Raw genomic sequence first — 24,323 nt, 5'->3', positions numbered from 1 at the left:
TCATTTCCGCTCTCCCCTCGGCCCCTGCCCCGCTCAGCCCGTACCCGGGCACCCGAATTCGCACCACACCGACTTCCCGGGGTCCCGCTCCCCCACCCCCCACTTGTCGGCCACCGCCTCGACGAGCAGCAGCCCGCGCCCGCCCTCGTCCGCCGCGTCCGCGACCCGGGGGACCCCGCCCCCGCTGTCCTGCACCTCGACCCGCAGGAGGCCCCCGCCGACCAGCCCCATCCGCAACAGAAACCCCCGCCCCGGCGGCACCCCGTGCACAAGGGCATTGGTGCAGAGCTCACTGACACACAGCAGCACGTCGTCCCGCCGGTGCGCGAACCCCCAGTCGGAGAGGGCCACTTCCGCGAACTCCCTTGCGGCGGGGACGGATTGGCGCCGCCGAGCGTAGAGGTGTTCGCGGATTTCGTTCTCGGTCATGGGGGGAGGGTTGCGGAGGGGAGGTGGCCAGGCGCAGTGGCCCGACCCGTACACAAATTCTGTACGGGTGGTGGACGCGTAACGTACGGGTGGGGGTGGGGAGTTGACAGACATGCACTCCAGGAAGCGACCCCGGAAGAACGCGTCGGCGATGCGGATGGTCGGCGCCCTCGTGGCGACCTTCCGGGTAGCCGCCGGCATGACCCAGCGTGAGCTCGCCCATCACGCCCTCCTGCACGAGGAGATGATCGCCTCGATCGAGCAGGGCCGCCGCCCTTTGAAACCGGACCTGGCCCGCTCGCTGGACGGCATCCTTGAGACGAAGGGCGCGCTGGAAACGGCCGTCGCCAACATGCCGGAGATTGATCTGATCCCGGCGTGGGCGGAGGAGTACATGGACCTGGAGCGCGAGGCCATCGCGCTGTCCTGGTTCGAGAACCAGGTACTGCCGGGCCTGCTCCAGACGGAGAACTACGCGCAGGCGGTGTTCCTCAGCAAGGTGCCCGCGATGAGCGAGGACGAGATCAACGCGCAGGTCGCGGCGCGGTTGGAGCGGCAGGAAATACTGCACCGGAAGGAGCCGCCGACGATCAGCTTCGTCGTCTCCGAGGCCATCCTGCGGGACCGGCTTGGCAGCGACGCGGTGTACGCGGAGACGCTGCGGCATCTGCGCGCGTGCGCCACCCTGCCGGGGCTGACCCTCCAGGTGATGCCGCTCGGCAGGCACACGCACGCCGGGCTTAACGGGCCCTTCATCCTCATAGAGACACCAGACCATCAGCACCTCGCCTACGCCGAGACGCAGCGGGGCAGCCAGCTCATCTCCGAGCCCGACGAGGTCAGTATCCTCGCCCAGAAATATGCGATGCTGCGAACGCAGGCCCTCAACTCCGAGCAGACAAGGGGCCTGTTGGACCGGCTGCTAGGAGAGCTATGAGCATCGCACTTGCATGGTTCAAGTCCAGTTACAGCGGCGACGAGGGCGGCGCATGCCTCGAAGTCGCCTGTGACTGGCGGAAGTCGAGCTACAGCGGCAGCGAAGGCGGCGCCTGCGTCGAGGTAGCAACCCACCCCTCCGCAATCCACATCCGCGACTCCAAGAACCCCGAGGGCCCGGCCCTCACCCTGAGCCCCACCACCTGGCAGGGCTTCCTCACCGCACTCTGAGACGGGAACGCCCCGGCGCGGGCCGACCATTAGGAGAGCCATGGGCATCGCACGTACGTGGTTCAAGTCCAGCTACAGCACCGAACAGGGCGGCAACTGCCTCGAAGTCGCCTGCGACTGGCGGAAGTCGAGCTACAGCAGCGACGAGGGCGGCGCCTGCGTCGAGATCGCACGGGTCTGGCGCACGTCCAGTTACAGCGGCAGCGACGGCGGCCAGTGCGTCGAGGTCGGCACGCATCCCTCCGCAACCTGCGTCCACATCCGGGACTCCAAGGTGCCCGAGGGCCCGACCCTCACCCTGAACCCCACCACCTGGCAGGGCTTCCTCACCGCGCTTTGAGCCGACTCAGTTGGCGTTGTGCGTGGGGTAGACCTCGACGTCGGCGTAGGAGCCCTTGACGGCGCCCGCACCCGACGGCCAGGCCAGGGTGATGGTGTGGGTCTCGTTCGGCGGGGTCACCAGGATGTTGGTCGGGTGCGACAGGCTCTTGCCGCTGGAGTCGATGGTGTACGCAAGGTCGAAGACGGCGGCGTCACCGGGCTTGAGGGTGGTGATGCGCGGCTGGGCCTGACCCCGGGGTATGGGGTTCGAGGTGTGGTCGCCGTCCTTGATGTCGACGCCCGCGAAGCCGGTGGCGGAGCAGGTGGTGGAACCCCGGTTGATCATGGTGATGTTGATGCGGCCGGAGGTCTTGTCGGGCGCGGCGTTCTGGGCGTCGATGGCGAGGTCGGCCGTCTTGCAGAACGTGGTCTTGCCGTCGCCCTTGCCGGTGCCGTTCACGGCGCCGTTGGCGGAGCCCTTGGCGCCGCCGGACTTGCCGCTGCCGGAGGTCGAGCCGCCGCCGCCCGAGGTCTTCGCGCCGCCGTTGGACGACGCGGAGGAGCCGGAGGAGTCGGAGGAGCCCGTGGCGGGGGCGTTCGGGGCCGGGGAGGACGCGGAGCCGGTGGCGGCCTGGCCGTTGGAGGAGTCGTCGCCGTTGCAGGCGGTGAGCGAGAACGTGGCGGCTACACCGAGGGCGGCGACAGCGGCGATGCGGGTGAGCTTCATGGTGTTCCCCCTGGAGAGGCGTTCGTTCGTTCGTTCGGTCAGAACTATTTGTAACTCGCAGCGAGTTACGAGAGGTCTCCCACAAGGTCTTCGTTCTGTCACAGGCGTCTCACATGAACGGCCTTCAGGACGGCCCGCGTCCGCCGGAACGGGGCGCCCACACAACTACCGCCCACCACACACCAGTTGGGGTGCTTCCACGTGACGGCTCACCACGGCACGGGCGTTCCGTCCCAGGAGAAGAAGCCGCCGGTGGGGCCGTCGTCCGGCAGCAGGGCCAGTCGGACGGCACCCCGGGCGGCCTCGGCCGGGTCGCCTCCGGCAGCGGTGGCACGGGGGTTGAGGCCGGTGGCCCGCAGGCCGGGGGCGAGCGCGTTGACCTTGAAGCCGTCCTCGGCCAGCGTCTGGGCGTACAGGAGGGTGAGGGCGTTGAGGGCGGCCTTGGAGGACCGGTAGGCGGCGGCTCCGCCGCTTCCCGGGGTGAACTGGGGGTTGGGGGTGGTGCTCCAGGTCAGCGAGGCGGTGCCGCTGGAGATGTTGACGATGCGCGGGCGCGGGGACCGGCGCAGGGCGGGCAGGAAGGCATTGGTCACCGCGACCACGCCGAGCACGTTGGTCTCGTACGTACGCCGGAACTCCTCGATGCCGGTGTCGGCCGGCGCTGCCAGTGACGGCGAGATACCGGCGTTGTTGACAAGCACGTCCAGGCGGTCGACCTGGGCCGCGGCCCGCGCGACGCTCTCGGGATCGGTCACGTCCAGGACTAGGGGGTGTCTGGTGGATCATGGCCGGGGGTGCGGCGCCTGGCACGGCACCTCGCGGCGTTGCCGAAACGCCCCGATAGCTCCGCTATCACGACGTTCCGGCGCCTTGCGATGCACCGCACCAGGCGCCGCACCCTGACCGACCCTGATCCACCAGACACCCCCTAGCGGACGGGCCCCGGCGCCGATCTCCGCGACGGCCCGCTGCCCGCGCCCGGGGTCACGGGAAGCCACGTACACGACGAAGCCCTCGGCGGCGAGCAGCCGGGCAATATGGTGGCCGATGCCCTTGTTGGCACCGGTGACCAGAGCTGTGCGTTCATTCATGACACCCAGGATTCCCCGGTCGTGGGTGCCCCGCCAGGGACAACCTGTACCAGGCTCTGCGGCTCACACCGGCCGAACACAGCCACCTGTTCCGCCTGGCGGGGAACTGCACGCCGGGAGCGCGGAGTTCGGGCAGATCTGGCAGACACGTCCGGTCCACGCACCCGGACACCGGACCCGCTTTGGCTCGGCTCAGCGGGCGCGCCCCCGCTCGGCTCAGCGGGCGCGCCTCCGCTCGGCCCGGCTGGGTTGCGGCCCGCTCGGACCGCGCCGTGCAGGTGACGCCGTCATGCGAGGGGGTACCCGTCGTGCATGAAGCGGTGGTGGAAGTGGGTGGGTGCTCCGGTCGTCCTGGGGATCGTGGCTGGTGTCCTGGTGACCCAGATCGACGGCAGCTCAGGGGACCGCTCCGCGCTGGTGACTCGGTGCCTCATGTTCGCCATCGGCTACCTGGCGATCATGCCTGTCTTGGCATGGATGCGGCGTCATGCGGACCATCGCGATCGACAACACATGCGGGACATCGAAGAGGCGCGCCGCGATCAACGCCCTTGACCATGCCGGCAGGTCCGGGCCGGTCCGCCTGCGCCCGGGCCGGTCCGCCTGTGCCGGGGCTGGTCCGCCTGTGCCGGGGCCGGTCCGCCTGTGCCGGGGCTGGTCCGCCTGTGCTGGACCGATTCGCCTGCGCCCGGGCCACTCGCTCCCCGGCGGGAAGTTCGTGCTGATGAGGCATCCCGGCATCTTCCCCGTGGAAGGCGCCCAGGGTGGTGTTGTTCATGAGGCAGGAAGGGAGCCAGTGATGGACTGGGTACTCGGCGAGGAATTCCAGACGCCTGACGGCGTGGTGCGGTGGGACACCCTGGGCAGCGGGGACCCGGTCGTGCTGGTGCACGGCACGCCCTACTCGTCTCTCCTGTGGCGGGACATCGCGCCGGCGCTCGCCCGTACCCGCAAGGTCTACTTCTTCGACCATCTCGGCTTCGGGCAGTCGGAGCAGCGCGAGGGCCAGGACCTCGGCCTGGCGGCCCACGCGCGGAACTTCGCCCACCTCCTCGACCACTGGAGGCTGTCGCGCCCCAGCGTCGTCGCCCACGACATCGGCGGAGCGGTGGCGCTCCGCACCCTGCTCCTGGAGGAGCGGAACTACCGGGACCTGACCCTCTTCGACGCGGTGAGCGGCGGCGCGTGGGAGCGCGGCCTGTTCCAGCTCTTCCTGGACCACGAGGACGTCTTCCGGAAACTTCCGGGCTACGCGCACGAAGCGCTGGTCGCGAGCCATCTGCGGCACGCCACGCACCTCGGCTTCAGGCCGGGAGTTCTCGACGCGTTCCTCGCGCCGTGGCGGGGGGAGTCCGGGCAGGCGGCGTTCTACCGCCAGTACAGCCGGATCAGGCAGGCGGACACCGCCGCGTACGAGCACTTGCTGGGCGGCATGTCGATTCCGGTACGGATCGTCTGGGGCCGCGAGGACCGCATCCTTCCCCCGCCGTACGCGGAGTGGCTGCACGAACGCGTCCCGCACGCGGAACTGCACTGGGTCGATGGCGCGGGCCACCTCCTCCAGGAGGACGCGCCGGGACAGCTGTTGGCCCACCTGACGGCCGACTTCCCCTCGGCCTGAACCGCGTCGCGGCGCGCGGGGAGCGGCGGACGCCGAGGCAGGTACCGGCGCCCGACGCGCTGCGCCCGCGCGGACTCGGCGCCCGCGCGGGCTCGGCGCCCGCGTGGACTCGGCGCCCGCGTGGGCTCAGAGGCCGCGCGCGACCTCGGTCGCCCAGTACGTGAGGATCATGTGGGCGCCGGCCCGCTTGATGCCGGTCAGGGATTCCAGGATCGCCCGGTCGCGGTCGATCCAGCCCTTCTCCGCGGCGGCTTCGACCATCGCGTACTCGCCGCTGATCTGGTACGCCGCGACCGGCACGTCCACCGACTCGGCGACCTTGGCCAGGACATCGAGGTACGGGCCGGCCGGCTTGACCATGACCATGTCGGCGCCCTCGGCCAGGTCGAGCGCCAACTCCCGCATGGATTCACGGGTGTTGGCCGGGTCCTGCTGGTATGTCTTGCGGTCGCCGCGCAGCGAGGAGCCGACGGCCTCGCGGAACGGGCCGTAGAACGCGGAGGAGTACTTGGCGGTGTACGCCAGGATCGACACGTCCTCGTGCCCGGTCTGGTCCAACGCGTCCCGGATGACGCCGACTTGGCCGTCCATCATTCCGGAGGGACCCACGACGTGGGCGCCGGCGTCGGCCTGGACCTGGGCCATCTCCGCGTAGCGCTCCAGGGTGGCGTCGTTGTCGACCCGGCCCTGCGCGTCGAGCACGCCGCAGTGGCCGTGGTCGGTGTACTCGTCGAGGCACAGGTCGGACATGATGACCAGGTCGTCGCCGACCTCTTCGCGTACGGCGCGCAGGGCGACCTGGAGGATGCCGTCGGGGTCGGTACCGGCCGTGCCCGCCGCGTCCTTCTTCTCGTCCTCGGGCACGCCGAAGAGCATGATCCCCGAGACTCCCGCGTCGACGGCCTCGACGGCGGCCTTGCGCAGGGTGTCGAGCGAGTGCTGCGCGACGCCGGGCATGGCCTGGATCGGGACGGGTTCGGTGATTCCTTCCCGTACGAAGGCGGGGAGGATGAGGTCGGCGGGGTGCAGCTGGGTCTCCGCGACCATGCGGCGCATGGCGGGGGTGGTGCGCAGCCGACGGGGCCGGGCCCCGGGGAAGGATCCGTACACAGTCATGGCGTATACGCTACGCCGCCGCGAAGGGGGCTTTCCCCCACCCCGCCCCTTCCCGAAACCCGCCGGGGGTGCCTGCCTCCGGCCGCGGACCGCGGGTGGCCGGTCGCGCAGTTCCCCGCGCCCCTAACTACTCGATGCCGATCAGCGCGGACATCCTCAGCCTGTCCGGCGATTGAGGACGAGCGCCGTTCAGGCGCGAAAGGGGTCTGGGGCGCAGCCCCGGCAACCCCGCCATTCGACCGCGCACCGTGGTCGCTCCTCGCGCAGTTCCCCGCGCCCCCAAAACCCGTTCTCGTCCGCGCACCGTGGTCGCTTCTCGCGCAGTTCCCCGCGCCCCCAAAACCCGTTCTCGTCCGCGCACCGTGGTCGCTTCTCGCGCAGTTCCCCGCGCCCCTGGCAGGGTGCGAGCGGGGGCATCTTCAGCCTGTCCGGCGATTGAGGACGAGCGCCGTTCAGGCGCGAAAGGGGGTCTGGGGCGGAGCCCCAGGGCGCTGCACCCTCAAGTAGCCGCACGGGTGGGTGGGTGGGAGAACCCCCCGGGGCGGAGCCCCAGGGGGTCGGGGGGCACCCCGGGTTACGTCGTGCGGCGGCGACGGGCGCCGGGGCGGCGCTCGCTGGGGCGAGTGACGTGCTCGCCCGCAGACACCGCCGCGTCACGACGAGCCGCCCCAAAGTCCGCAAGCGCCTGCGCCAGCTTGTGGACGGACGGCTCCGGAGCCATGACGTCCACCCGCAGCCCGTGCTCCTCGGCCGTCTTGGCCGTGGCAGGGCCGATGCACGCGATGACGGTCACGTTGTGCGGCTTGCCCGCGATCCCGACCAGGTTGCGCACCGTGGAGGACGACGTGAAGAGCACCGCGTCGAAGCCGCCGCCCTTGATCGCCTCACGGGTGTCGGCCGGCGGCGGCGAGGCCCGTACCGTCCGGTAGGCCGTGACGTCGTCGACCTCCCAGCCGAGCTCGATCAGACCCGCCACCAGCGTCTCGGTGGCGATGTCGGCGCGCGGCAGGAAGACACGGTCGATGGGGTCGAAGACCGGGTCGTAGGGCGGCCAGTCCTCCAGGAGACCGGCGGCCGACTGCTCGCCGCTGGGCACCAGGTCCGGCTTGACGCCGAACTCGACAAGCGAGGCCGCCGTCTGCTCGCCGACAGCGGCGACCTTGATCCCGGCGAAGGCCCGCGCGTCGAGCCCGTACTCCTCGAACTTCTCGCGCACCGCCTTCACCGCGTTGACGCTGGTGAACGCGATCCACTCGTACCGTCCGGTCACCAGGCCCTTGACCGCGCGCTCCATCTGCTGGGGCGTGCGCGGCGGCTCGACGGCGATCGTCGGCACCTCGTGCGGCACGGCTCCGTACGACCTGAGCTGGTCGGACAGCGAGGCGGACTGCTCCTTCGTCCGCGGCACGAGCACCCGCCAGCCGAACAGCGGCTTGGACTCGAACCACGACAGCTGGTCACGCTGAGCAGGCGCGCTGCGCTCGCCGACCACGGCTATGACCGCCTGGTGCCCGTCCGGCGAGGGCAGCACCTTGGCCTGCTTGAGCACCTGGGCGACCGAGCCGAGCGTCGCGGACCACGTCCGCTGGCGCGTGGTGGTGCCCGCGATCGTCACGGTCATCGGGGTGTCGGGCTTACGGCCCGCCGACACCAGCTCGCCGGCCGCGGCGGCGACCGTCTCCAGGGTGGTGGAGACGACGACCGTGCCGTCGCTCGCGCCGACCTCGGTCCAGCACCGCTCGGAGGCGGTACGGGCGTCGACGAAGCGGACGTCGGCGCCACTCGCGCCGCTCAGCGGGACACCGGCGTACGCGGGTACGCCGACCGCGGAGGCGACGCCCGGCACCACCTCGAAGGGGATGCCCGCGGAGGCGCAGGCCAGCATCTCGCCGGCGGCGTCGCCGTCGAGACCCGGGTCACCGGCGACGGCACGGACGACCCGCCTGCCGGAGCGCGCGGCCTCCATGACAAGATTGGCGGCGTCCCTCAACACGGGGATCCCGGCGGTTGTTGACGCCTCGTCAATGACCGTCAGCTGAGGCGTGTCCACGCCTGCCCGCGCATGCGCGCGAACAACGTCGAGCACTGCGGGCTCGGCGATCAGGACGTCCGCCGACGCCAGCGCCTCAACGGCGCGCAGCGTCAGCAGCCCGGGGTCACCGGGACCGGCACCGAGGAAGGTGACGATTCCGGCTGCGGTGGGGTGGGTGGTGGGGCTCAAAGTGCTCGCTCCCCCATAAGACCGGCCGCACCCTTGGCGAGCATCTCGTCCGCGAGTTCGCGTCCGAGGGCCATCGCTTCGTCGTGCGACGTGGGTACGGGACCGGTGGTGGACAGCTGCACCAGCGAGGAACCGTCGGTGGTACCGACAACTCCGCGCAGGCGCATCTCATGAACAGCCCGTTCGTCGACCAGGATGTCGGCCAGCGCGCCCACAGGTGCGCTACAGCCGGCCTCCAGGGCGGCGAGCAGGGATCGCTCGGCGGTCACGGCGGCCCGCGTGAACGGGTCGTCGAGCTCGGCGAGCGCGGCGGCGAGGTCGGCGTCGGCCGCCGTGCACTCGATCGCCAGGGCCCCCTGGCCGGGGGCGGGCAAAACGGTGTCGACCGAAAGGAACTCGGTCACGACGTCGCTGCGTCCGATGCGGTTGAGCCCGGCGGCGGCCAGAACCACCGCGTCGAGCTCGCCCTTGGTGACGTAGCCGACGCGGGTGTCGATGTTGCCGCGGATCGGAACCGTCTCGATCGTCATGCCGTGGCTGCGGGCGTACGCGTTGAGCTGCGCCATCCGCCGCGGCGAACCGGTGCCCACGCGGGCGCCGGCCGGAAGCTCGGCGAAGGTCAGCCCGTCGCGGGCCACCAGCACGTCGCGCGGGTCCTCGCGGACCGGGATCGCGGCGAGCGTCAGGTCGGGGTGCCCGGCGGTCGGCAGGTCCTTGAGGGAGTGCACCGCGAAGTCGACCTCGCCGCGCAGCAGCGCCTCGCGCAGCGCCACGACGAACACACCGGTGCCGCCGATCTGCGCAAGCTGCTCACGGGAGGTGTCCCCGTACGTGGTGATCTCCACGAGCTCGACGGGACGTCCGGTCAACTGCCGTACGGCGTCGGCCACTTGGCCGGACTGGGCCATGGCGAGCTTGCTGCGCCTGGTCCCGAGTCTCAGTGCTTTCTCGGTCATGACCGCCCTCGGTTCTTGACATCTGCGTCGTTCAGGTCGGCCCTGGAGACGGCGGCCACCGTGTCCGGGTCGAGGTCGAAGAGTGTGCGCAGCGCGTCCGCGTACCCGGCGCCACCGGGCTCCGCGGCGAGCTGCTTGATCCGCACGGTCGGCGCGTGCAGGAGCTTGTCTACGACGCGGCGCACGGTCTGGGTGACCTCGGAGCGCTGCTTGTCGTCGAGGCCCGGGAGCCTGCCTTCCAGACGCGCGACCTCGCCGGCCACGACCTCGGCGGCCATGGCGCGCAGGGCGACCACGGTGGGCGTGATGTGGGCGGCCCGCTGGGCGGCGCCGAAGGCGGCCACCTCGTCGGCGACGATGGCGCGCACCTGGTCCACATCGGCGGCCATCGGGGCGTCCGCGGACGCCTCGGCGAGCGACTCGATGTCGACGAGGCGCACGCCGGGCACACGGTGCACGGCGGCGTCGATGTCACGCGGCATGGCGAGGTCGAGCAGCGCCAGCTTCACGGGCCCGGACGGTACGGGAACGTCACCGCGCACCCGCGCGATCCTGCGCTCGGTGTTCTCGGCCCAACTGCCGTGCAGCTCAAGGGAGTCGGCATCGACACCCGGGGTGGCGGCGGCCGCGCCATCGGCCCTCAGCGCCTCGTCGACCACCCCGAACCCGGCCATCGCGGCACCCGCGGCCGCCGTGGCGGGGAAGCCCACCGGGCAGCCCGCTGCCGCCGCGGTGCTCGCGGGGGCGGCGGCCTCGGGCGCGGTCAGGCTCTCGCCGACCGCGAGGGCGACGGCCTCGCCGGTCAGCACGAGGCCGGTGGCTCCCGTGCAGGACACCGCGATGTCGACCCGGGTCAGTTCGCGTGCGACATCGGCCATGGCGACGGCCCGCGCGGCCGTGCCCGATTCGCCAAGGATCTCGACCAGCCGCTCGGCGCGGGCGTGCGTGCGGTTGGCGACCACGATCTCGTCGATCCCGGTCCGGCCCAGCGTCGCCGCGGCGAGCGAGGACATCGAACCGGCGCCGATGACCAGCGCCCGCTTGCCCTTGGCCCAGTCCTCGACGGGCGCTCCTGCGGCCAGCTGCTCAAGGCCGAAGGTGACGAGCGACTGCCCGGCCCGGTCGATGCCGGTCTCGCTGTGGGCGCGCTTGCCGACCCGCAGGGCCTGCTGGAACAGGTCGTTCAACAGCCGCCCGGCGGTGTGCAGTTCCTGCCCGAGCGCGAGGGTGTCCTTGATCTGGCCGAGGATCTGGCCCTCGCCCACCACCATCGAGTCGAGGCCGCAGGCCACCGAGAAGAGGTGGTGGACGGCCCGGTCCTCGTAGTGCACGTACAGATAGGGGGTGAGCTCTTCGAGGCCGACGCCGCTGTGCTGGGCGAGCAGCGTGGAGAGCTCGGCGACACCGGCGTGGAACTTGTCCACGTCCGCGTACAGCTCGATGCGGTTGCAGGTGGCGAGCACCGCCGCCTCGGCCGCGGGCTCGGCGGCGAGGGTGTCGTGGAGCAGCTTGGCCTGCGCGTCCGCGGAGAGGGAGGCCCGCTCCAGGACGCTGACGGGGGCGCTGCGGTGGCTGAGGCCGACGACCAGGAGGCTCATGCCGGCATCACGGCGGGCATGTCCCCGTCCGGTCCCTTCCGGCCATTGCCGACGGCGCGCACGGGCGGCACCGCGGCGGCGGCCGCCTCGGCGACGGCGGCGTCCTCGCCCGCCTTGCGCTGCTCGTGGAAGGCGAGGATCTGAAGCTCGATGGACAGGTCGACCTTGCGGACGTCGACGCCGTCGGGCACCGACAGGACGGTCGGCGCGAAGTTGAGGATGGAGGTCACTCCGGCGGCGACCAGACGGTCGCAGACCTGCTGCGCGGCGCCCGCCGGAGTCGCGATGACCCCGATCGAGACCCCGTTCTCGCTGATGATGTTCTCCAGCTCGTCGGTGTGCCGCACCGGCATCCCGGCGACCGGCTTTCCGGCCATGGCGGGGTCGGCGTCTATCAGCGCGGCGACCCGGAAACCACGCGACGCGAAGCCGCCGTAGTTGGCGAGGGCGGCGCCGAGGTTACCGATTCCGACGATCACAACCGGCCAGTCCTGGGTCAGACCCAGTTCACGCGAGATCTGGTAGACGAGATACTCGACGTCGTACCCGACACCGCGGGTGCCGTACGAACCCAGGTACGAGAAGTCCTTGCGCAGCTTCGCGGAATTGACGCCGGCCGCGGCCGCAAGCTCCTCGGAGGAGACCGTCGGCACGGAGCGCTCCGAGAGTCCGGTGAGCGCACGCAGATACAGCGGAAGCCTGGCGACGGTGGCCTCGGGGATTCCTCGGCTTCGGGTCGCCGGTCGGTGAGTTCGGCCAGTTGCCACGGTGCTCCTGCGGGATGAGCGGGGCTGTAGGCGGCCACATGTCCCAGGGCCGCCCCGTCGGATGCAGGCTATGTCTTTGTGAACGCGTGCACAAAGATGGTGTCCGCTTTGTCCGAGCAAAGTGACCGGGCTCACGCGAGTCGGGGAGAGAATCGCGGAACCACAGACGGGTTCAGTCCGTTCAGGACCCGAAGGGGGCAAAGCCGCACACTCTCCTCACAGCGATACCCCCGAATCACAGCAAAACGACCATGATGGTAACCGCAACCATCGCGAACCCCATCATTTGGCTGTTCAACCGCTCACCGCTCACCGCCGCGCGAAGTTCATCCCCGCGCCGCCCGGCCGTACGCGAAATCCACCAGCGCGCCGCTCGGACCTGCGTGCGTCACGTTCAACCGGCCAGTGCGCCCCTGAGGCGTGCGGGGTCCACGCGCCAGAAGGTGTGCTGCTCACCGTCGACGAGGACGACCGGGATCTGCTCCCAGTACTCCTTGTACAGCGCCTCGTCCTGGGTGATGTCCTTCTTCTCCCAGGACGCGCCCGTCTCGGCGCACACGGCCTCGATCACCTCCTGGGCGTCGTCGCACAGATGGCAGCCGGGCTTCCCGATCAGCGTGACCACCCGGTCGGCAGGGTTCCCGCCCGGCTTCTTCGTACGTCGCAGCAAGGGACTCATACCTCCCATTGTCCAGCCCCCGGCCGCCCCTGGACCCATACCTCCCGGATCGTCCGTTTAACGCGACGGCCGCGCAGAGTTCACGCCACCGCATCCCGGCGGGTCAGGGGCCTTGGAACGGACTGGCTATGCTCACGGCATGGCCGTACTGGGATGGCTCACCCCTCGTAGGCGCTCGGCGACAGCACGCAGCGTGCTGGCCGGCGAGGCCGCAGCCGAGGCAGCCCGCAAGTCGTCGCTTGAACTGGCGGAGCTGGCGCTCGCCCTGGCGGACGAGACTCCGTCGGAACCCGAGTTCCCCGTCGTCGGCGACAACCTCGCCGCCGCCTTCTTCGACCTCGACAACACCGTGATGCAGGGCGCCGCCCTCTTCCACTTCGGCCGCGGCCTCTACAAGCGGCAGTTCTTCCAGCGCCGCGAGCTGGCGCGCTTCGCGTGGCAGCAGGCGTGGTTCAGGCTGGCCGGCGTCGAGGACCCCGAACACATGCAGGACGCCCGCGACAGCGCGCTGTCCATCGTCAAGGGCCACCGCGTCTCCGAGCTGATGTCCATCGGCGAGGAGATCTACGACGAGTACATGGCCGACCGCATCTGGCCCGGCACGCGCGCGCTGGCCCAGGCCCACCTCGACGCGGGCCAGAAGGTGTGGCTCGTGACGGCCGCCCCGGTCGAGACCGCCACGATCATCGCCCGCAGGCTCGGCCTGACCGGCGCGCTCGGCACGGTCGCCGAATCCGTCGACGGCGTCTATACGGGGCGCCTGGTGGGCGAGCCGCTGCACGGGCCCGCCAAGGCCGAGGCGGTACGCGCGCTCGCCGCCGCGGAGGGACTGGACCTGTCCCGGTGCGCGGCGTACAGCGACTCGCACAACGACATCCCGATGCTGTCGCTGGTCGGCCACCCCTACGCCGTCAACCCGGACGCGAAGCTGCGCAAGCACGCGCGGGAGCGGGAGTGGCGGTTGCGGGACTACCGCACGGGGCGCAAGGCCGCGAAGGTCGGCATCCCGGCCGCGGCCGGCGTCGGCGCGCTCGCCGGCGGCACCGCCGCCGCGGTCGCCCTGCACCGCCGCCGCCGCTGAACGGACCTGCCGGCCCGCGCCGTCCCCGCGCCGTTCCCCGCGTCCCTGGCAGGGCACCCGCGGTCAACCCGCCGCATGCGTCGTCGCGGAGCCGCGAAGGTGATCGCCACCGTCCGTCACCGCCCCTCCCAGCCGCCGGAATATTCGAATCTGGGGGTTTCGGCCCACCCCCCTTGGCCCGCCTGCCCCGTTGCCCCTACCCGGGCACAACAGATCCACGGCTCGGGCAAATTCGAAAGCAATGCGATCAACTTCTGCTCACGATGCGTGCCTTGAATAGGCGCATAGACGTAACAGAAGCGACGTAATCGACGATTTGAGCAACTGGGTGTAGCGCTCCCTGCACGAAGCGTTATTCTCCTCAGACGCATTCCGGAACCCGTACATCGCCACGATGGGTGAACGGTTCCGCACTGCACGTGATGGAAGCTCTGCCTCTGGGAGTCCCGTGTACCCACACGTCGGGGTTGACGCCTCGGGCCTGGCTACGCTGCGCGGGGCGGTCGTCGACCGCCTGCGCGTCTTCGTCCCCACCGCGTACGCCGGCGCCCCTGCCTTCGCCACCGCAACACCCGTCGGGCCCTGCTATGCCCTGGCCGACGGTGGTGCCGCAGTCGGTAGACGGAGCGGCGGCCGCAGCACGGGCACGTCCGCGACGCCCACCGCCCGCCGGCCCACCGCCGACAGCGACAGCGCCCGCATGATGGATCTCGTCGAGCGCGCACAGGCCGGCGAGGCCGACGCCTTCGGCCGGCTCTACGACCAGTACAGCGACACGGTCTACCGCTACATCTACTACCGCGTCGGCGGCAAGGCGACGGCCGAGGACCTGACCAGCGAGACGTTCCTGCGCGCCCTGCGCCGGATCTCCACCTTCACCTGGCAGGGCCGCGACTTCGGCGCCTGGCTGGTCACGATCGCTCGCAACCTGGTCGCCGACCACTTCAAGTCGAGCCGGTTCCGGCTCGAAGTGACCACCGGCGAAATGCTCGACGCCAACGAGGTCGAGCGCTCCCCCGAGGACTCCGTCCTGGAATCCCTCTCCAACGCCGCCCTGCTCGAAGCCGTACGCAAACTCAATCCACAGCAGCAGGAGTGCGTCACCCTGCGCTTCCTCCAGGGCCTCTCGGTCGCCGAGACCGCCCGCGTCATGGGCAAGAACGAGGGCGCGATCAAGACCCTCCAGTACCGGGCCGTGCGCACCCTCGCCCGCCTCCTGCCGGACGACGCCCGCTGATCGCCCCCCGGCCCGTCCGGACCCCAGCCGCCGACCCGCCGCAGGCGGGTCCAATTCACCGTCCGTGAGCACCCGATGACGTTGTGGTCCGATCATCTTTCGTCTCATCTTTCGTCCGTAACCCAAGTGCCGAGTCCGTCGTTGTGCGGGATGCAGGCTCCCTGTGGTCACGCCATGACCATGGCCGCTCACTCGTTCGTGTGGATGTGCTCAAGGCGTGCAACCTTCCAGGCCCCTTGGGGAGTCGACCGTGATGACGAGAGGAGGTGCCGCCAGTGATCGCGAACGTATCGGCGCACCGGCGGGCGAACGCCTTCGCCCAGGCCCTGGAAGAAGCCTCGGCGGCCGACCAGGAGACACCCGATACCGGCCCGGCCGAACAGGCCGACACCGGCAGGATGTTGACCCTGGCGGGTGGGCTCGGCGAACTGCCGAAACCGGAGATGGACCCGCAGGTGAAGGTCGAGCAGCGGACGCTGCTCATGGCCGAGATGGAGCGCATGTTCGCCGGCGGCGGTGCCGCCGACCCTCAAGTGCCCGAGCAGCGGACCGGCCGCGGCGCCCACCGGGCGACGTCGCTCCGGAAATTGCGACCCCGCTCCCGCTGGTCCAAGGGCATCGCGGCGGGCGGTCTCAGCATCGGTGTGGCCGCGGGAGCGTTCAGCGGCGTGGCCGCTGCCAGTTCCGACGCCCTCCCCGGTGATTCCCTGTACGGGCTCAAACGCGGCATGGAAGACCTCAAGCTCGGCATGGCCGACGACGACGCGAGCCGGGGCGAGATCTATCTCGACCAGGCCTCGACCCGGCTCTCCGAGGCACGCCGCCTCATGGAGCGGGGCCGGGCGGGCGACCTCGACCACGAGCAGCTCGGCGAGGTCAGACGCGCCCTCAGCGGCATGGAGCACGACGCCTCCGAGGGCCACCGCCTGCTGCATCAGGCCTACGCGAAGGACGGCTCGCTCGGCGCCATCGCCGCGCTCAACTCCTTCTCGCAGGCGCACCGCGAAAGCTGGAGCAAGCTGCGGGGCAAGCTGCCCGCCCAGCTGACCGACATGGGCGACAAGGTGAGCTCGGTCTTCGCCGCCATAGACCAGGAGGTCGGGCCGCTACAGTCGCTGCTGCCCAAGTCGACGTCCACCACGCACACCCGGCAGGGCACCGCCCACCCCGGCGGCACCCCGGGCGCGACCCGCCCGTCCGCGCCGCGCTCGTCCGCCACGTCCAGCCATGGCGCCCCCGCGACCAGCGGAAAGCCGCAGCACCCTTCCGGTTCGCCCTCCAACGAGGGCCTGCTGGGCGGGAACACGGGCGGCCTGTTCGAGCCGGGCAACGGAAGCGCGGCGCCCGCCCCGCCCGCCCTTCCGGCCAAGCCACCCGTGCCGGACGTCACGCTGCCCCCGCTCCTGCCCGGTCTGCTGCCGGGCCTGGGTATCGACGCGGACAAGGCGGAGTAGCGGAGTAGCGGAGTAAGAGATTCGTGCGTACGCGACTGGAGGGGGGCCGGAACATCCGGCCCCCCTCCAGTCAGTCGTTTCCGGTGTCGCAGCCCTCGGACAGACCGCACGGTCCGCACGGACCTGACGGACTTGGCGGACCTGACGGACTTGGCGGACTTGGCGGACTTGGCGGACTTGGCGGACTTGGCGCGACAGCCTCAGAAGAACACCGAACGCCGCTGCACCAGCAGCTTGTACAGCGTGTGCTGGATCTGCTCGCGCACCTGGTCGGTGAGGTTGAACATCAGCATCGGGTCCTCGGCGGCCTCCGGCGGGTACCCGTCCGTCGGGATCGGCTCGCCGAACTGGATCGTCCACTTCGTCGGCAGCGGCACAAGACCCGCAGGCCCCAGCCACGGGAACGTCGGCGTGATCGGGAAGTACGGCACGCCGAGGAGCCGGGCCAGCGTCTTGGAGTTCCCGATCATCGGGTAGATCTCCTCGGCCCCCACGATCGAGCACGGCACGATGGGCGTGCCCGCCCTGAGCGCGGTCGACACGAAGCCGCCCCGGCCGAAACGCTGGAGTTTGTACCGCTCGCCGAACGGCTTGCCGATGCCCTTGAACCCCTCGGGCATCACCCCGACGACCTCGCCCCGTTCGAGCAGCGCCTGCGCGTCCTCGGAACAGGCCAGGGTGTGTCCGGCCTTGCGGGCCAGCTCGTTGACGATCGGCAGCATGAACACCAGGTCGGCCGCCAGCAGCCGCAGGTGGCGCCCGGCGGGGTGGTGGTCGTGCACGGCGACCTGCATCATCAGGCCGTCGAGCGGCAGCGTCCCCGAGTGGTTGGCGACGACCAGCGCACCCCCCTCGGCCGGGATGTTCTCGACGCCCTTGACCTCCACCCGGAAGTACTTGTCGTAGAACGGCCGCAGGATCGACATCAGGACCTGATCGGTCAGCTCCTCGTCGTAGCCGAACTCGTCGACCTCGTACTCGCCGGTGATCCGGCGCCGCAGGAACGCCAGGCCGCCCGCGACCCGCCGGTCCCAGCCGGCTCCGCCGCGCGCCCCGGACCCCGCCGCAGGGCTTCCGGAAGCCTGCCCCTCGCGGACCTGGCCCGCCACCCCCTGGGAAGCAGGCCCTTCGGCGCCCTGCCCCCCGGGTGCTTCTCCGCCGGCGCGTCCCCCGGGTACGTGCCCTCCGGGAGCCTGCTCGGCGGGCCCGCGCGCGCCCGGAAGGGCGCTGACGGGGGTCGTGGGGCCCGGGAGCGGCTGGGCGCCCGGCTCGGCCTTGCGGCGGCCCGTCGCGGGGCGCCTGCGCGTTGCGCGCTGCGCGCCCTGGCGCGAGCGGTCGTCGTCGAACGGGATGACCTTGGCGTCCGCCATCGTTGGTGCGCTCCTCATTCCGCGTTCGAAGGGGTGGTGGTCCCGGCGTGGGACCTGGCGTGGGACCCGGGGTGGGCCTCGGCCCCGGCGTGGGCCCCGGCCTGGGTCCCGCCGGCGAAGGGGGCGAAGGGCAGCCCCGCCACCCGGTCCACCGCCCGGGCCAGCGAGTCCGGCGGCAGCAGCCCCGGCCCCCGGCTCCGGGCGAAGTCCGCGAACGTCTCGGCGGTCGTGTACTTCGGCTCGTAGCCCAGTGTCCCGCGCATCTCGATGGTGCTGACCACCCGGCCGTGGGTGAGCAAACGAATCTGCTCGGGCGAGAAGTCCGTCACGCCGACCGACCGCAGCGCGGTTCCGACCCAGCGCACCGCCGGAAGGAGCACCGGCACCGTGGGCCGTCCGAGCCGTCGCGAACACTGCGAGAGCAACAGCACGCCCTCCCCGGCGACATTGAAGGTCCCGCTGTTGAGCGTCCCGCGCCGGGCCTCGCCCGAGGCGATCCGCAGCACGTCGATCACATCGTCCTCGTGGACGAACTGGAGGCGCGGGTCGTAGCCGAGCACCGTCGGAAGGACCGGCAGCGAGAAGTACTCGGCGAGCGGCGAATCGGCACTCGGCCCCAGGATGTTGGCGAAGCGGAGCACACACACCGCGACGTCGGGCCGGCGCCGGGCGAAGCCGCGCACATACCCCTCGACCTCGACGGCGTCCTTGGCGAAGCCGCCGCTGGGCAACGACTTGGGCGGTGTCGTCTCGGTGAACACGGCGGGGTCGCGCGGCGCGGACCCGTACACGCTCGTACTCGACTTCACGACGAGCCGCTTGACCGTCGGCGACTTCTGGCAGGCACCGAGCAGCTGCATGGTGCCGATGACGTTGGTCTCCTTGACCGCGGTGCGTCCGCCGCCCGAGCTCAGCGGCGTCCCGGTCACGTCCATGTGCACGACGGTGTCCACGCCGTATTCTGCGAGCACCTTGGCGATCGCCGGCTGGCGGATGTCCGCCTGGACGAAATCGGCACCGCCCAGCCCATGGCCCGGCCGGACCACATCGACCCCGATCACCCGGTCGACCTCGGGATCCCGCTGGATCCGCCGCACGAGGCGGCCCCCCAGCTGCCGGGCCACTCCAGTGACGAGCACGACCTTCCCCAAGATCAGCGCCTTCCTTCGGCCTCAGGTACGCCCCAACACCTTCCGCGCCACCGTAGCGGCTGCATGGCGCACGGCGGCGACCACGTACGCCCGCGTGGCCGAGAAACTGCCGGGAAACCGCGTCCGCGTACGCCACAGCCCTCCCGCCGACAATGCGGCGGGAGGGCTGTGAACTCACGAACTGCGTTCGCTTACTTCTTGTTGCGACGCTGAACGCGCGTGCGCTTGAGCAGCTTGCGGTGCTTCTTCTTGGCCATCCGCTTGCGCCGCTTCTTGATAACAGAGCCCACGACTACCCTCGCTCACTTCTTCTCACTCGGTGCGGGGCGTCTGGGCCCACACGACCTACGTCGGCCTAGCCTACCTGCCGCCGAGTGAGGGACGTAATCCGAGGGGAGCAGGTGGCCCCTCAGGCCGTCTCCACCCCCACGAAAGACTCGCGGAGATACTCGTGAACTGCTTGCTCCGGGACCCGGAAGGACCTGCCCACCCGGATCGCCGGCAGATGACCGCTGTGCACCAAGCGGTACACGGTCATCTTGGACACTCGCATCACCGAGGCGACTTCCGCCACGGTCAGGAACTTGACCTCGTTGAGAGGCCTGTCACTCCCAGCAGTCATGACCCACCTGTACCTTCCGCACCGAACGCGCACCGGCTTCCCCTCCGGTGACTCAACGTCGCTGTGCGCTCACTCCCCAGAGTAGGGGCGGGTGGTGCGAGTGGGGAAGAGGAGCCTCCGAGCCGACCTCGACGACCCCGTACGGGCCGCCTACTGTGACAGACACGCTCGATTGAGTACATAGCGCGTAAGCGGCCGGTAGTAGTCGGACCGCACGGCGTCATCGACCGGCACGGCCACGGCCACGCGCCCCTCGGCCTCCCCCACGAACAGCGCGGGATCATCGGTATCGGCAAGACCGACCGCCTCAATGCCCAGCTGACCTGCCCCGCAGACCCATCCGTGATCTCCGATCACAAGATCGGGAAGCTGCCCCGAACCCCCCGCGACGGCCCCCAGGGCGACCCGGATCGGCAGCGGTGAATGGGTGTGCACGCCGGTCTCGCTCGCGGCTCCCCGCGCGCCGGGTTCCCGCACCAACGCGACTCCTCGTACGTAGTCAAGGTTGTACGTGCGTACCCCGAACCGGGTCGTTATGTCGACAGAGCCACCCTGCGCAGGGGTGAGAACAGGGCATCCTGCCGCCGACAAAGCGTCCGCGATGGCGGCGTAGAACCCGAGCAGTCGCTGCGGATGCCCGGTGCCGAGCAGCACCGCACCCCGGCGCGACGCGACCTCCCCGAGCCGCCCCGCCAAGGCGTCGAGCCCGGCCAGCGTCCGCTCGGGATCGATGACATCGGGCCCGCTCACGTGGTCCGGGTCGGCGCTCACCCCGCACTTGTCCGCCATGAGCCGCAGCAAGTCCCGCTCGTCCCAGCCCCATTCGGGCTCAAGTCCCAGCGTGACCCGGGGGTCCCTGGCCGCGAAAAGCCGGTAGCTGCGCAGGCTCTCCTCCCGCGAGGTGGCCACCGGCCCGGCCAGCCGAGCCGCCAGAAGATGCGCCCGCAGCGCCCCGATGCTCAACACCCGACGATGCTCCCGCAGCCGCCCCCGCCCCGCCCCAATTTCCGCCCCCCACCCCACACTTGGCGTAACGGCCCCGCCCCGCCCGGCCCCCCGCCCCCACGTTCACCCCGTCCGGGGTCGCCCGCGCAGCTCCCCGCGCCCCTGGACGGACCGGCTTTCGGGCGCGGCCCGTGCGGCGTCGCTCGCGCAGTTCCCCGCGCCCCTTAACCCGCTCTCACCCGCGGACCGTGCGGGGCCACTCGCGCAGCTCCCCGCGCCCCCAAAACCCGCTCCCGCCCTCGCACCGTGCGGGGCCACTCGCGCAGTTCCCCGCGCCTCTGGCAGGGTGCTAGCGGAGGCATCTTCAGCCCGTCCGGCGATTGAGGACGAGCGCCGTTCAGGCGCGAACGGGGGTGCAGGGGGCGGAGCCCCCGCATGGGGTCTGGGGCGCAGCCCCAGGGCTCAGCCCATTCAATGCGCTGCACGGGCGGGTGGGTGGGAAAACCCGCCCGGGGTCTGGGGCGCAGCCCCAGGAAGCGGCCTCCCTCCTCGCCCCCGGAGGGTTTCGGGAAGGGGCGGGGTGGGGGGCAAACCCCTACGCCAACAACCCCCGCAGGGGAAACGCCGCCCGCCGAACCGCAAGCACCGCCTGATCAACCCGGTCCGCAGGGTCATACCCCGCCTCCCACGACCGCCAGGACACCCCCCGCCCATCAGTCATCCGCCCCGGCCCCAACTGCCGCGTACGCGCGAACACTTCATCCCGCCAGGAAGAAGGAATCACCGACGCCGGATCGACCGGCACATGCCCCGCGATCCCGACCAGATGCGTCCAGGACCGCGGCACGACGTCCACGACCGCGTACCCCCCACCCCCCAGCGCGACCCACTTCGCCCCCTCGACGTACTCGTGCGCCAACAAGTGACACGCCTCCTGCACCGCCCGCTGCGCATCGAGCGAAACGGCGAGATGCGCCAGCGGGTCCTCGAAGTGCGTATCGGCCCCGTGCTGCGTGACCAGCACCTGTGGCCGGAAATCGGCGATGAGCTCCGGCACCACCGCGTGGAACGCCCGCAGCCACCCCTCGTCCCCCGTACCGGCCGGCAGCGCGAGATTGACCGCGGAGCCCTCGCCGGGCCCGTCCGCCCCGGTCTCCTCGGGCCACCCGGTCCCGGGAAACAGCAGCCGGGGGTGCTCGTGCAGCGAAATGGTGAGCACCCGGGGGTCCTCCCAGAACGCCGCCTGCACCCCGTCCCCGTGGTGCACGTCGACATCCACGTACGCGACCCGCTCGGCCCCGAGCTCCAGCAGCCGGGCGATCGCGAGCGCCGCGTCGTTGTAGATGCAGAACCCGGCCGCCCCGCCCGGCATCGCGTGGTGCAGCCCGCCCGCGAAGTTGACCGCGTGCGAGGCCTCGCCCGCCCACACCGCCTCGGCCGCGGCCACCGACTGCCCCGCGATCAGGGCGGACACCTCGTGCATCCCGGCGAACGCGGGATCGTCCACCGTCCCGAGTCCGTACGAGGCGTCGGCCGCCGCGGGGTTCGCGGAGGCGGCCCGTACCGCGTCGACGTAGTCCTGCCGATGCACGAGCCGCAGCGTGGAGTCCCCCGCCGCCGGCGCGGCGACGACATCGACCCGCTGGTCGAGCCCGTACGCCCGCACCAGACCCATGGTCAGCGCGAGCCGTACCGGGTCCATCGGGTGACTCGACCCGAAGTCGTAGCCCGTGACAGCTTCATCCCACATCAACAGTGCGCGGCCGCTCATGCCCGCCACCGTATCGGGCGCCCGCCGAGCCGAACGAGCGGGCGTACACCAGCGTCAGCAGCACCAGGACCATCGGCACCAGCATCGCCCCGCGATAGCTCCAGGCGTCACCGAGCGCCCCCACGAGCGGCGAGCCGACGAGGAACCCCACGTAGTTGAAGATGTTGAGCCGGGCCACGGCCGCGTCGCTGCTGTTCGGGAACAGCCGCCCCGCCGCCGCGAACGTCTGCGGCACGATCACACACAGCCCGAACCCGAGCAGGGTGAATCCGGCCATCCCCACCCACGGCCCGGGAGCCACCGCCACGACACCGAACCCGACGGCCGCGAGCACCGTCCCGAACCGCACCACCGCCGCCGCCCCGAACCGCCGCACCCCGAAGTCCCCCGCCGTCCGCCCGAGCAGCGTGGTGACCATGTAGACGTTGTACGGAACCGTGGACAGCTGCTCGGAACTGCCCAGCGTGTCCTGGAGGTACTTCGCGCTCCAGTTGGAGACGGTCGAGTCCCCGATGTACGCGAAGCTCATCACCAGGCAGAGCGGCAACAGCAGCCGGAAGACGACGGGCTTGGCCCCGGGGGCACCCCCCTGCGCCGCATCGGTGACGGGCCCCCCGTCCACGTACCGCCGACTGGCGACCAGACATACCGGCAACAGGACCGCCACGACCGGCAGATACGAGGTGAGCAGCGACAGGTGCCAGTGCGCCCCCGCCCACGCAAGCGAGGCGCCCCCGATCCCGCCGAGGCTGTACGTGGCGTGGAACCCGAGCATGATGCTGCGCCCGTACGTCCGCTGGAGACTGACCCCCAGCATGTTCATGGACGCGTCGAGCGCCCCCACCGAGAGCCCGAACGCGCCCAGCGACAGCGCGGCCTGCCACATCTGGCCGCCCGCGGCGGCCCCGAGCAGCGCCAGGAGCACCGCGGGCTGGGCGAACCGCAGCACCACGCTCGGCCGGACCCGCTTGACCACCTGTTCGGTGCAGACGCTGCCGGCTCCCGCGAGAACCGGCACGGCAGCGAGGAAGACGGGCAGCAGCCCGTCGGATATCCCGTACTGGTCCTGGATCGCCGGTATGCGGGTCACCAGCAGAGCGAAGGCCACTCCCTGCGCGAAGAAGCTCACCGCCAGGGACGCCCTGCCGTGCCGCAGGCGTGCGTCTGTCATGGCCGCACAGCCTAGGGCCGCTCCCTACCCCTGGGTAGATGGATCACCTGAGCAATTCGAGCAGCTGTCCCATGTCGTCGAAGTACCCATTGGCCCCGGCAAGCCGCTCGGCCGGCGTCATCGCGGTGAAGCCGTACACGTCCATCCCCGCCGCCCGCGCCGCCTCCACGCCGAGCCGGCTGTCCTCGATGACGACACACCGCTCGGGGGCGACGCCCATCCGCTCGGCCGCGTGCAGGAAGAGGTCCGGCGCCGGCTTGCCCCGGCCGACGTCCTCGGCCGAGAACACCCACTCGTCCTCGAACCACTCGTCGAGCCCGGTCCTGAGGTGCCCCACCCGAATCCGCTCATGCGTCCCGGACGAGGCCACGCAGTAGGGAACCCCGTCCGCGACGAGCTTGCCGAGTACGTCCGTGACGCCGGCGACGGGCTGCAGTTCCCGCTCGAACGCGGCAAAGATCCGCGCGTGCAGCGTGTCGTCGAAGTCCGCGGGCAGCTTCCGCCCGGTCCGCTCCGCGATGAGGTCATGCACCCGGTGAACGGCGGCCCCCATGTAGTCGCGGAGGGATTCCTCGTACGAAGTGGCATGGCCGAGCTCGGTGAGATACCCGGAGAGGATGGTGTTCGCGATGGGCTCGCTGTCGACGAGCACGCCGTCGTTGTCGAAGATGATGAGGTCGTAGCGCATGGTTCGACCTTAAACGCAGAAAAGCCCCGCACCGTGACCCTGAAGGGTCTGGTGCGGGGCTTTCCCCACAATTTGTTCGGCGGCGTCCTACTCTCCCACAGGGTCCCCCCTGCAGTACCATCGGCGCTGAAAGGCTTAGC

At 70.9% G+C, this 24,323-nt stretch carries 24 protein-coding genes and 2 pseudogenes; 8 read left to right on the top strand and 18 right to left on the bottom strand.

Annotated elements, in window-relative coordinates:
* Positions 1 to 33 precede the first annotated feature (33 nt).
* On the bottom strand, positions 34 to 429 hold the full coding sequence (locus ACGFW5_RS32825; RefSeq protein WP_393837982.1) for an ATP-binding protein: 396 nt from the start codon (positions 427 to 429) through the stop codon (positions 34 to 36).
* Between the two features lie 112 nt (positions 430 to 541).
* On the opposite strand from ACGFW5_RS32825, the gene ACGFW5_RS32820 reads away from it, so the two are divergent.
* The 3 genes from ACGFW5_RS32820 to ACGFW5_RS32810 are packed head-to-tail and all read left to right on the top strand — an operon-like array spanning position 542 to position 1,936.
* The gene (locus ACGFW5_RS32820) at positions 542 to 1,366 is read left to right on the top strand and encodes a Scr1 family TA system antitoxin-like transcriptional regulator (protein ID WP_393837981.1); all 825 of its coding nucleotides are present in this window, start codon (positions 542 to 544) and stop codon (positions 1,364 to 1,366) included.
* Positions 1,363 to 1,596, top strand: coding sequence for a DUF397 domain-containing protein (locus ACGFW5_RS32815; protein ID WP_393837980.1), 234 nt, complete (start codon positions 1,363 to 1,365; stop codon positions 1,594 to 1,596). The genes ACGFW5_RS32820 and ACGFW5_RS32815 overlap by 4 nt, the downstream gene beginning before the upstream one ends.
* Positions 1,597 to 1,636: 40 nt before the next feature.
* On the top strand, positions 1,637 to 1,936 hold the full coding sequence (locus ACGFW5_RS32810) for a DUF397 domain-containing protein (RefSeq protein ID WP_393837979.1): 300 nt from the start codon (positions 1,637 to 1,639) through the stop codon (positions 1,934 to 1,936).
* A 6-nt stretch (positions 1,937 to 1,942) separates the two neighbouring features.
* Here ACGFW5_RS32810 and ACGFW5_RS32805 read toward each other — a convergent pair whose 3' ends face one another.
* From ACGFW5_RS32805 to ACGFW5_RS32795, 3 genes and pseudogenes are all read right to left on the bottom strand, one after another.
* Positions 1,943 to 2,644: a DUF4232 domain-containing protein gene (locus tag ACGFW5_RS32805; protein ID WP_393837978.1), complete on the bottom strand. Its 702-nt coding sequence runs from the start codon at positions 2,642 to 2,644 to the stop codon at positions 1,943 to 1,945.
* Between the two features lie 209 nt (positions 2,645 to 2,853).
* Positions 2,854 to 3,414, bottom strand: a pseudogene (locus ACGFW5_RS32800) (SDR family NAD(P)-dependent oxidoreductase); the annotation flags it as partial.
* Positions 3,415 to 3,579: 165 nt separating this feature from the next.
* Positions 3,580 to 3,735 (bottom strand): annotated as a pseudogene (locus tag ACGFW5_RS32795) (SDR family NAD(P)-dependent oxidoreductase); the annotation flags it as partial.
* A 375-nt stretch (positions 3,736 to 4,110) separates the two neighbouring features.
* On the opposite strand from ACGFW5_RS32795, the gene ACGFW5_RS32790 reads away from it, so the two are divergent.
* Positions 4,111 to 4,290: a hypothetical protein gene (locus tag ACGFW5_RS32790; protein ID WP_393837977.1), complete on the top strand. Its 180-nt coding sequence runs from the start codon at positions 4,111 to 4,113 to the stop codon at positions 4,288 to 4,290.
* 244 nt (positions 4,291 to 4,534) lie between these two features.
* Positions 4,535 to 5,356, top strand: a complete 822-nt coding sequence (locus tag ACGFW5_RS32785; protein WP_393837976.1) for an alpha/beta fold hydrolase — start codon at positions 4,535 to 4,537, stop codon at positions 5,354 to 5,356.
* 126 nt (positions 5,357 to 5,482) lie between these two features.
* On the opposite strand, the gene hemB is transcribed toward ACGFW5_RS32785, so the two are convergent.
* The 6 genes from hemB to ACGFW5_RS32755 form a co-directional block, all read right to left on the bottom strand.
* A complete protein-coding gene (hemB, locus tag ACGFW5_RS32780) occupies positions 5,483 to 6,472 on the bottom strand; it encodes a porphobilinogen synthase (RefSeq protein WP_393837975.1) in 990 nt (329 codons plus the stop codon).
* A 574-nt stretch (positions 6,473 to 7,046) separates the two neighbouring features.
* A complete protein-coding gene (locus tag ACGFW5_RS32775; protein ID WP_393837974.1) occupies positions 7,047 to 8,693 on the bottom strand; it encodes a uroporphyrinogen-III synthase in 1,647 nt (548 codons plus the stop codon).
* On the bottom strand, positions 8,690 to 9,649 hold the full coding sequence (gene hemC, locus ACGFW5_RS32770) for a hydroxymethylbilane synthase (protein WP_393837973.1): 960 nt from the start codon (positions 9,647 to 9,649) through the stop codon (positions 8,690 to 8,692). Before hemC ends, ACGFW5_RS32775 begins: the two co-directional genes overlap by 4 nt.
* Positions 9,646 to 11,247, bottom strand: coding sequence for a glutamyl-tRNA reductase (locus ACGFW5_RS32765; protein WP_393837972.1), 1,602 nt, complete (start codon positions 11,245 to 11,247; stop codon positions 9,646 to 9,648). Before ACGFW5_RS32765 ends, hemC begins: the two co-directional genes overlap by 4 nt.
* On the bottom strand, positions 11,244 to 12,014 hold the full coding sequence (locus ACGFW5_RS32760; protein WP_393837971.1) for a redox-sensing transcriptional repressor Rex: 771 nt from the start codon (positions 12,012 to 12,014) through the stop codon (positions 11,244 to 11,246). The genes ACGFW5_RS32765 and ACGFW5_RS32760 overlap by 4 nt, the downstream gene beginning before the upstream one ends.
* Positions 12,015 to 12,408: 394 nt before the next feature.
* Entirely contained in the window at positions 12,409 to 12,693 is a 285-nt protein-coding gene (locus ACGFW5_RS32755) for a glutaredoxin family protein (protein ID WP_393837970.1), read from the bottom strand.
* A gap of 139 nt (positions 12,694 to 12,832) precedes the next feature.
* Here ACGFW5_RS32755 and ACGFW5_RS32750 point away from each other — a divergent pair, with 139 nt between their 5' ends.
* The 3 genes from ACGFW5_RS32750 to ACGFW5_RS32740 all read left to right on the top strand — a co-directional run bounded on the left by ACGFW5_RS32750 (position 12,833) and on the right by ACGFW5_RS32740 (position 16,465).
* On the top strand, positions 12,833 to 13,774 hold the full coding sequence (locus ACGFW5_RS32750) for an HAD family hydrolase (RefSeq protein ID WP_393837969.1): 942 nt from the start codon (positions 12,833 to 12,835) through the stop codon (positions 13,772 to 13,774).
* A gap of 448 nt (positions 13,775 to 14,222) precedes the next feature.
* Positions 14,223 to 15,011, top strand: coding sequence for an ECF subfamily RNA polymerase sigma factor, BldN family (locus ACGFW5_RS32745; protein WP_053724590.1), 789 nt, complete (start codon positions 14,223 to 14,225; stop codon positions 15,009 to 15,011).
* Positions 15,012 to 15,286: 275 nt separating this feature from the next.
* Positions 15,287 to 16,465: a DUF5667 domain-containing protein gene (locus ACGFW5_RS32740; protein ID WP_393837968.1), complete on the top strand. Its 1,179-nt coding sequence runs from the start codon at positions 15,287 to 15,289 to the stop codon at positions 16,463 to 16,465.
* 200 nt (positions 16,466 to 16,665) lie between these two features.
* On the opposite strand, the gene ACGFW5_RS32735 is transcribed toward ACGFW5_RS32740, so the two are convergent.
* The 8 genes from ACGFW5_RS32735 to ACGFW5_RS32700 form a co-directional block, all read right to left on the bottom strand.
* Positions 16,666 to 17,835, bottom strand: a complete 1,170-nt coding sequence (locus ACGFW5_RS32735; RefSeq protein WP_393837967.1) for a 1-acyl-sn-glycerol-3-phosphate acyltransferase — start codon at positions 17,833 to 17,835, stop codon at positions 16,666 to 16,668.
* Between the two features lie 14 nt (positions 17,836 to 17,849).
* Entirely contained in the window at positions 17,850 to 18,986 is a 1,137-nt protein-coding gene (locus tag ACGFW5_RS32730) for an NAD-dependent epimerase/dehydratase family protein (RefSeq protein ID WP_393837966.1), read from the bottom strand.
* Between the two features lie 191 nt (positions 18,987 to 19,177).
* The gene (locus tag ACGFW5_RS32725) at positions 19,178 to 19,276 is read right to left on the bottom strand and encodes a 30S ribosomal protein bS22 (protein ID WP_003948845.1); all 99 of its coding nucleotides are present in this window, start codon (positions 19,274 to 19,276) and stop codon (positions 19,178 to 19,180) included.
* Positions 19,277 to 19,395: 119 nt separating this feature from the next.
* Positions 19,396 to 19,608, bottom strand: a complete 213-nt coding sequence (locus ACGFW5_RS32720) for a helix-turn-helix domain-containing protein (RefSeq protein ID WP_162952545.1) — start codon at positions 19,606 to 19,608, stop codon at positions 19,396 to 19,398.
* 150 nt (positions 19,609 to 19,758) lie between these two features.
* A complete protein-coding gene (locus tag ACGFW5_RS32715) occupies positions 19,759 to 20,574 on the bottom strand; it encodes a phosphatase (RefSeq protein WP_393837965.1) in 816 nt (271 codons plus the stop codon).
* Positions 20,575 to 21,148: 574 nt separating this feature from the next.
* A complete protein-coding gene (locus ACGFW5_RS32710; protein WP_393837964.1) occupies positions 21,149 to 22,324 on the bottom strand; it encodes an acetoin utilization protein AcuC in 1,176 nt (391 codons plus the stop codon).
* Positions 22,293 to 23,495 (bottom strand): MFS transporter, encoded by a 1,203-nt coding sequence (locus tag ACGFW5_RS32705; RefSeq protein ID WP_393837963.1) that lies wholly within the window; start codon positions 23,493 to 23,495, stop codon positions 22,293 to 22,295. Before ACGFW5_RS32705 ends, ACGFW5_RS32710 begins: the two co-directional genes overlap by 32 nt.
* Positions 23,496 to 23,538: 43 nt before the next feature.
* Positions 23,539 to 24,183 carry an HAD family hydrolase gene (locus tag ACGFW5_RS32700; RefSeq protein WP_393837962.1) on the bottom strand — a complete coding sequence of 215 codons (645 nt, stop codon included), beginning with the start codon at positions 24,181 to 24,183 and terminating at the stop codon, positions 23,539 to 23,541.
* Positions 24,184 to 24,323 lie beyond the last annotated feature (140 nt).

It is taken from the genome of Streptomyces sp. NPDC048416, assembly GCF_043200435.1.
Classification (GTDB): domain Bacteria; phylum Actinomycetota; class Actinomycetes; order Streptomycetales; family Streptomycetaceae; genus Streptomyces.
The sequence above is the reverse complement of the archived record's forward strand: the minus strand, read 5'-3'. Positions and strand labels throughout refer to the sequence as shown.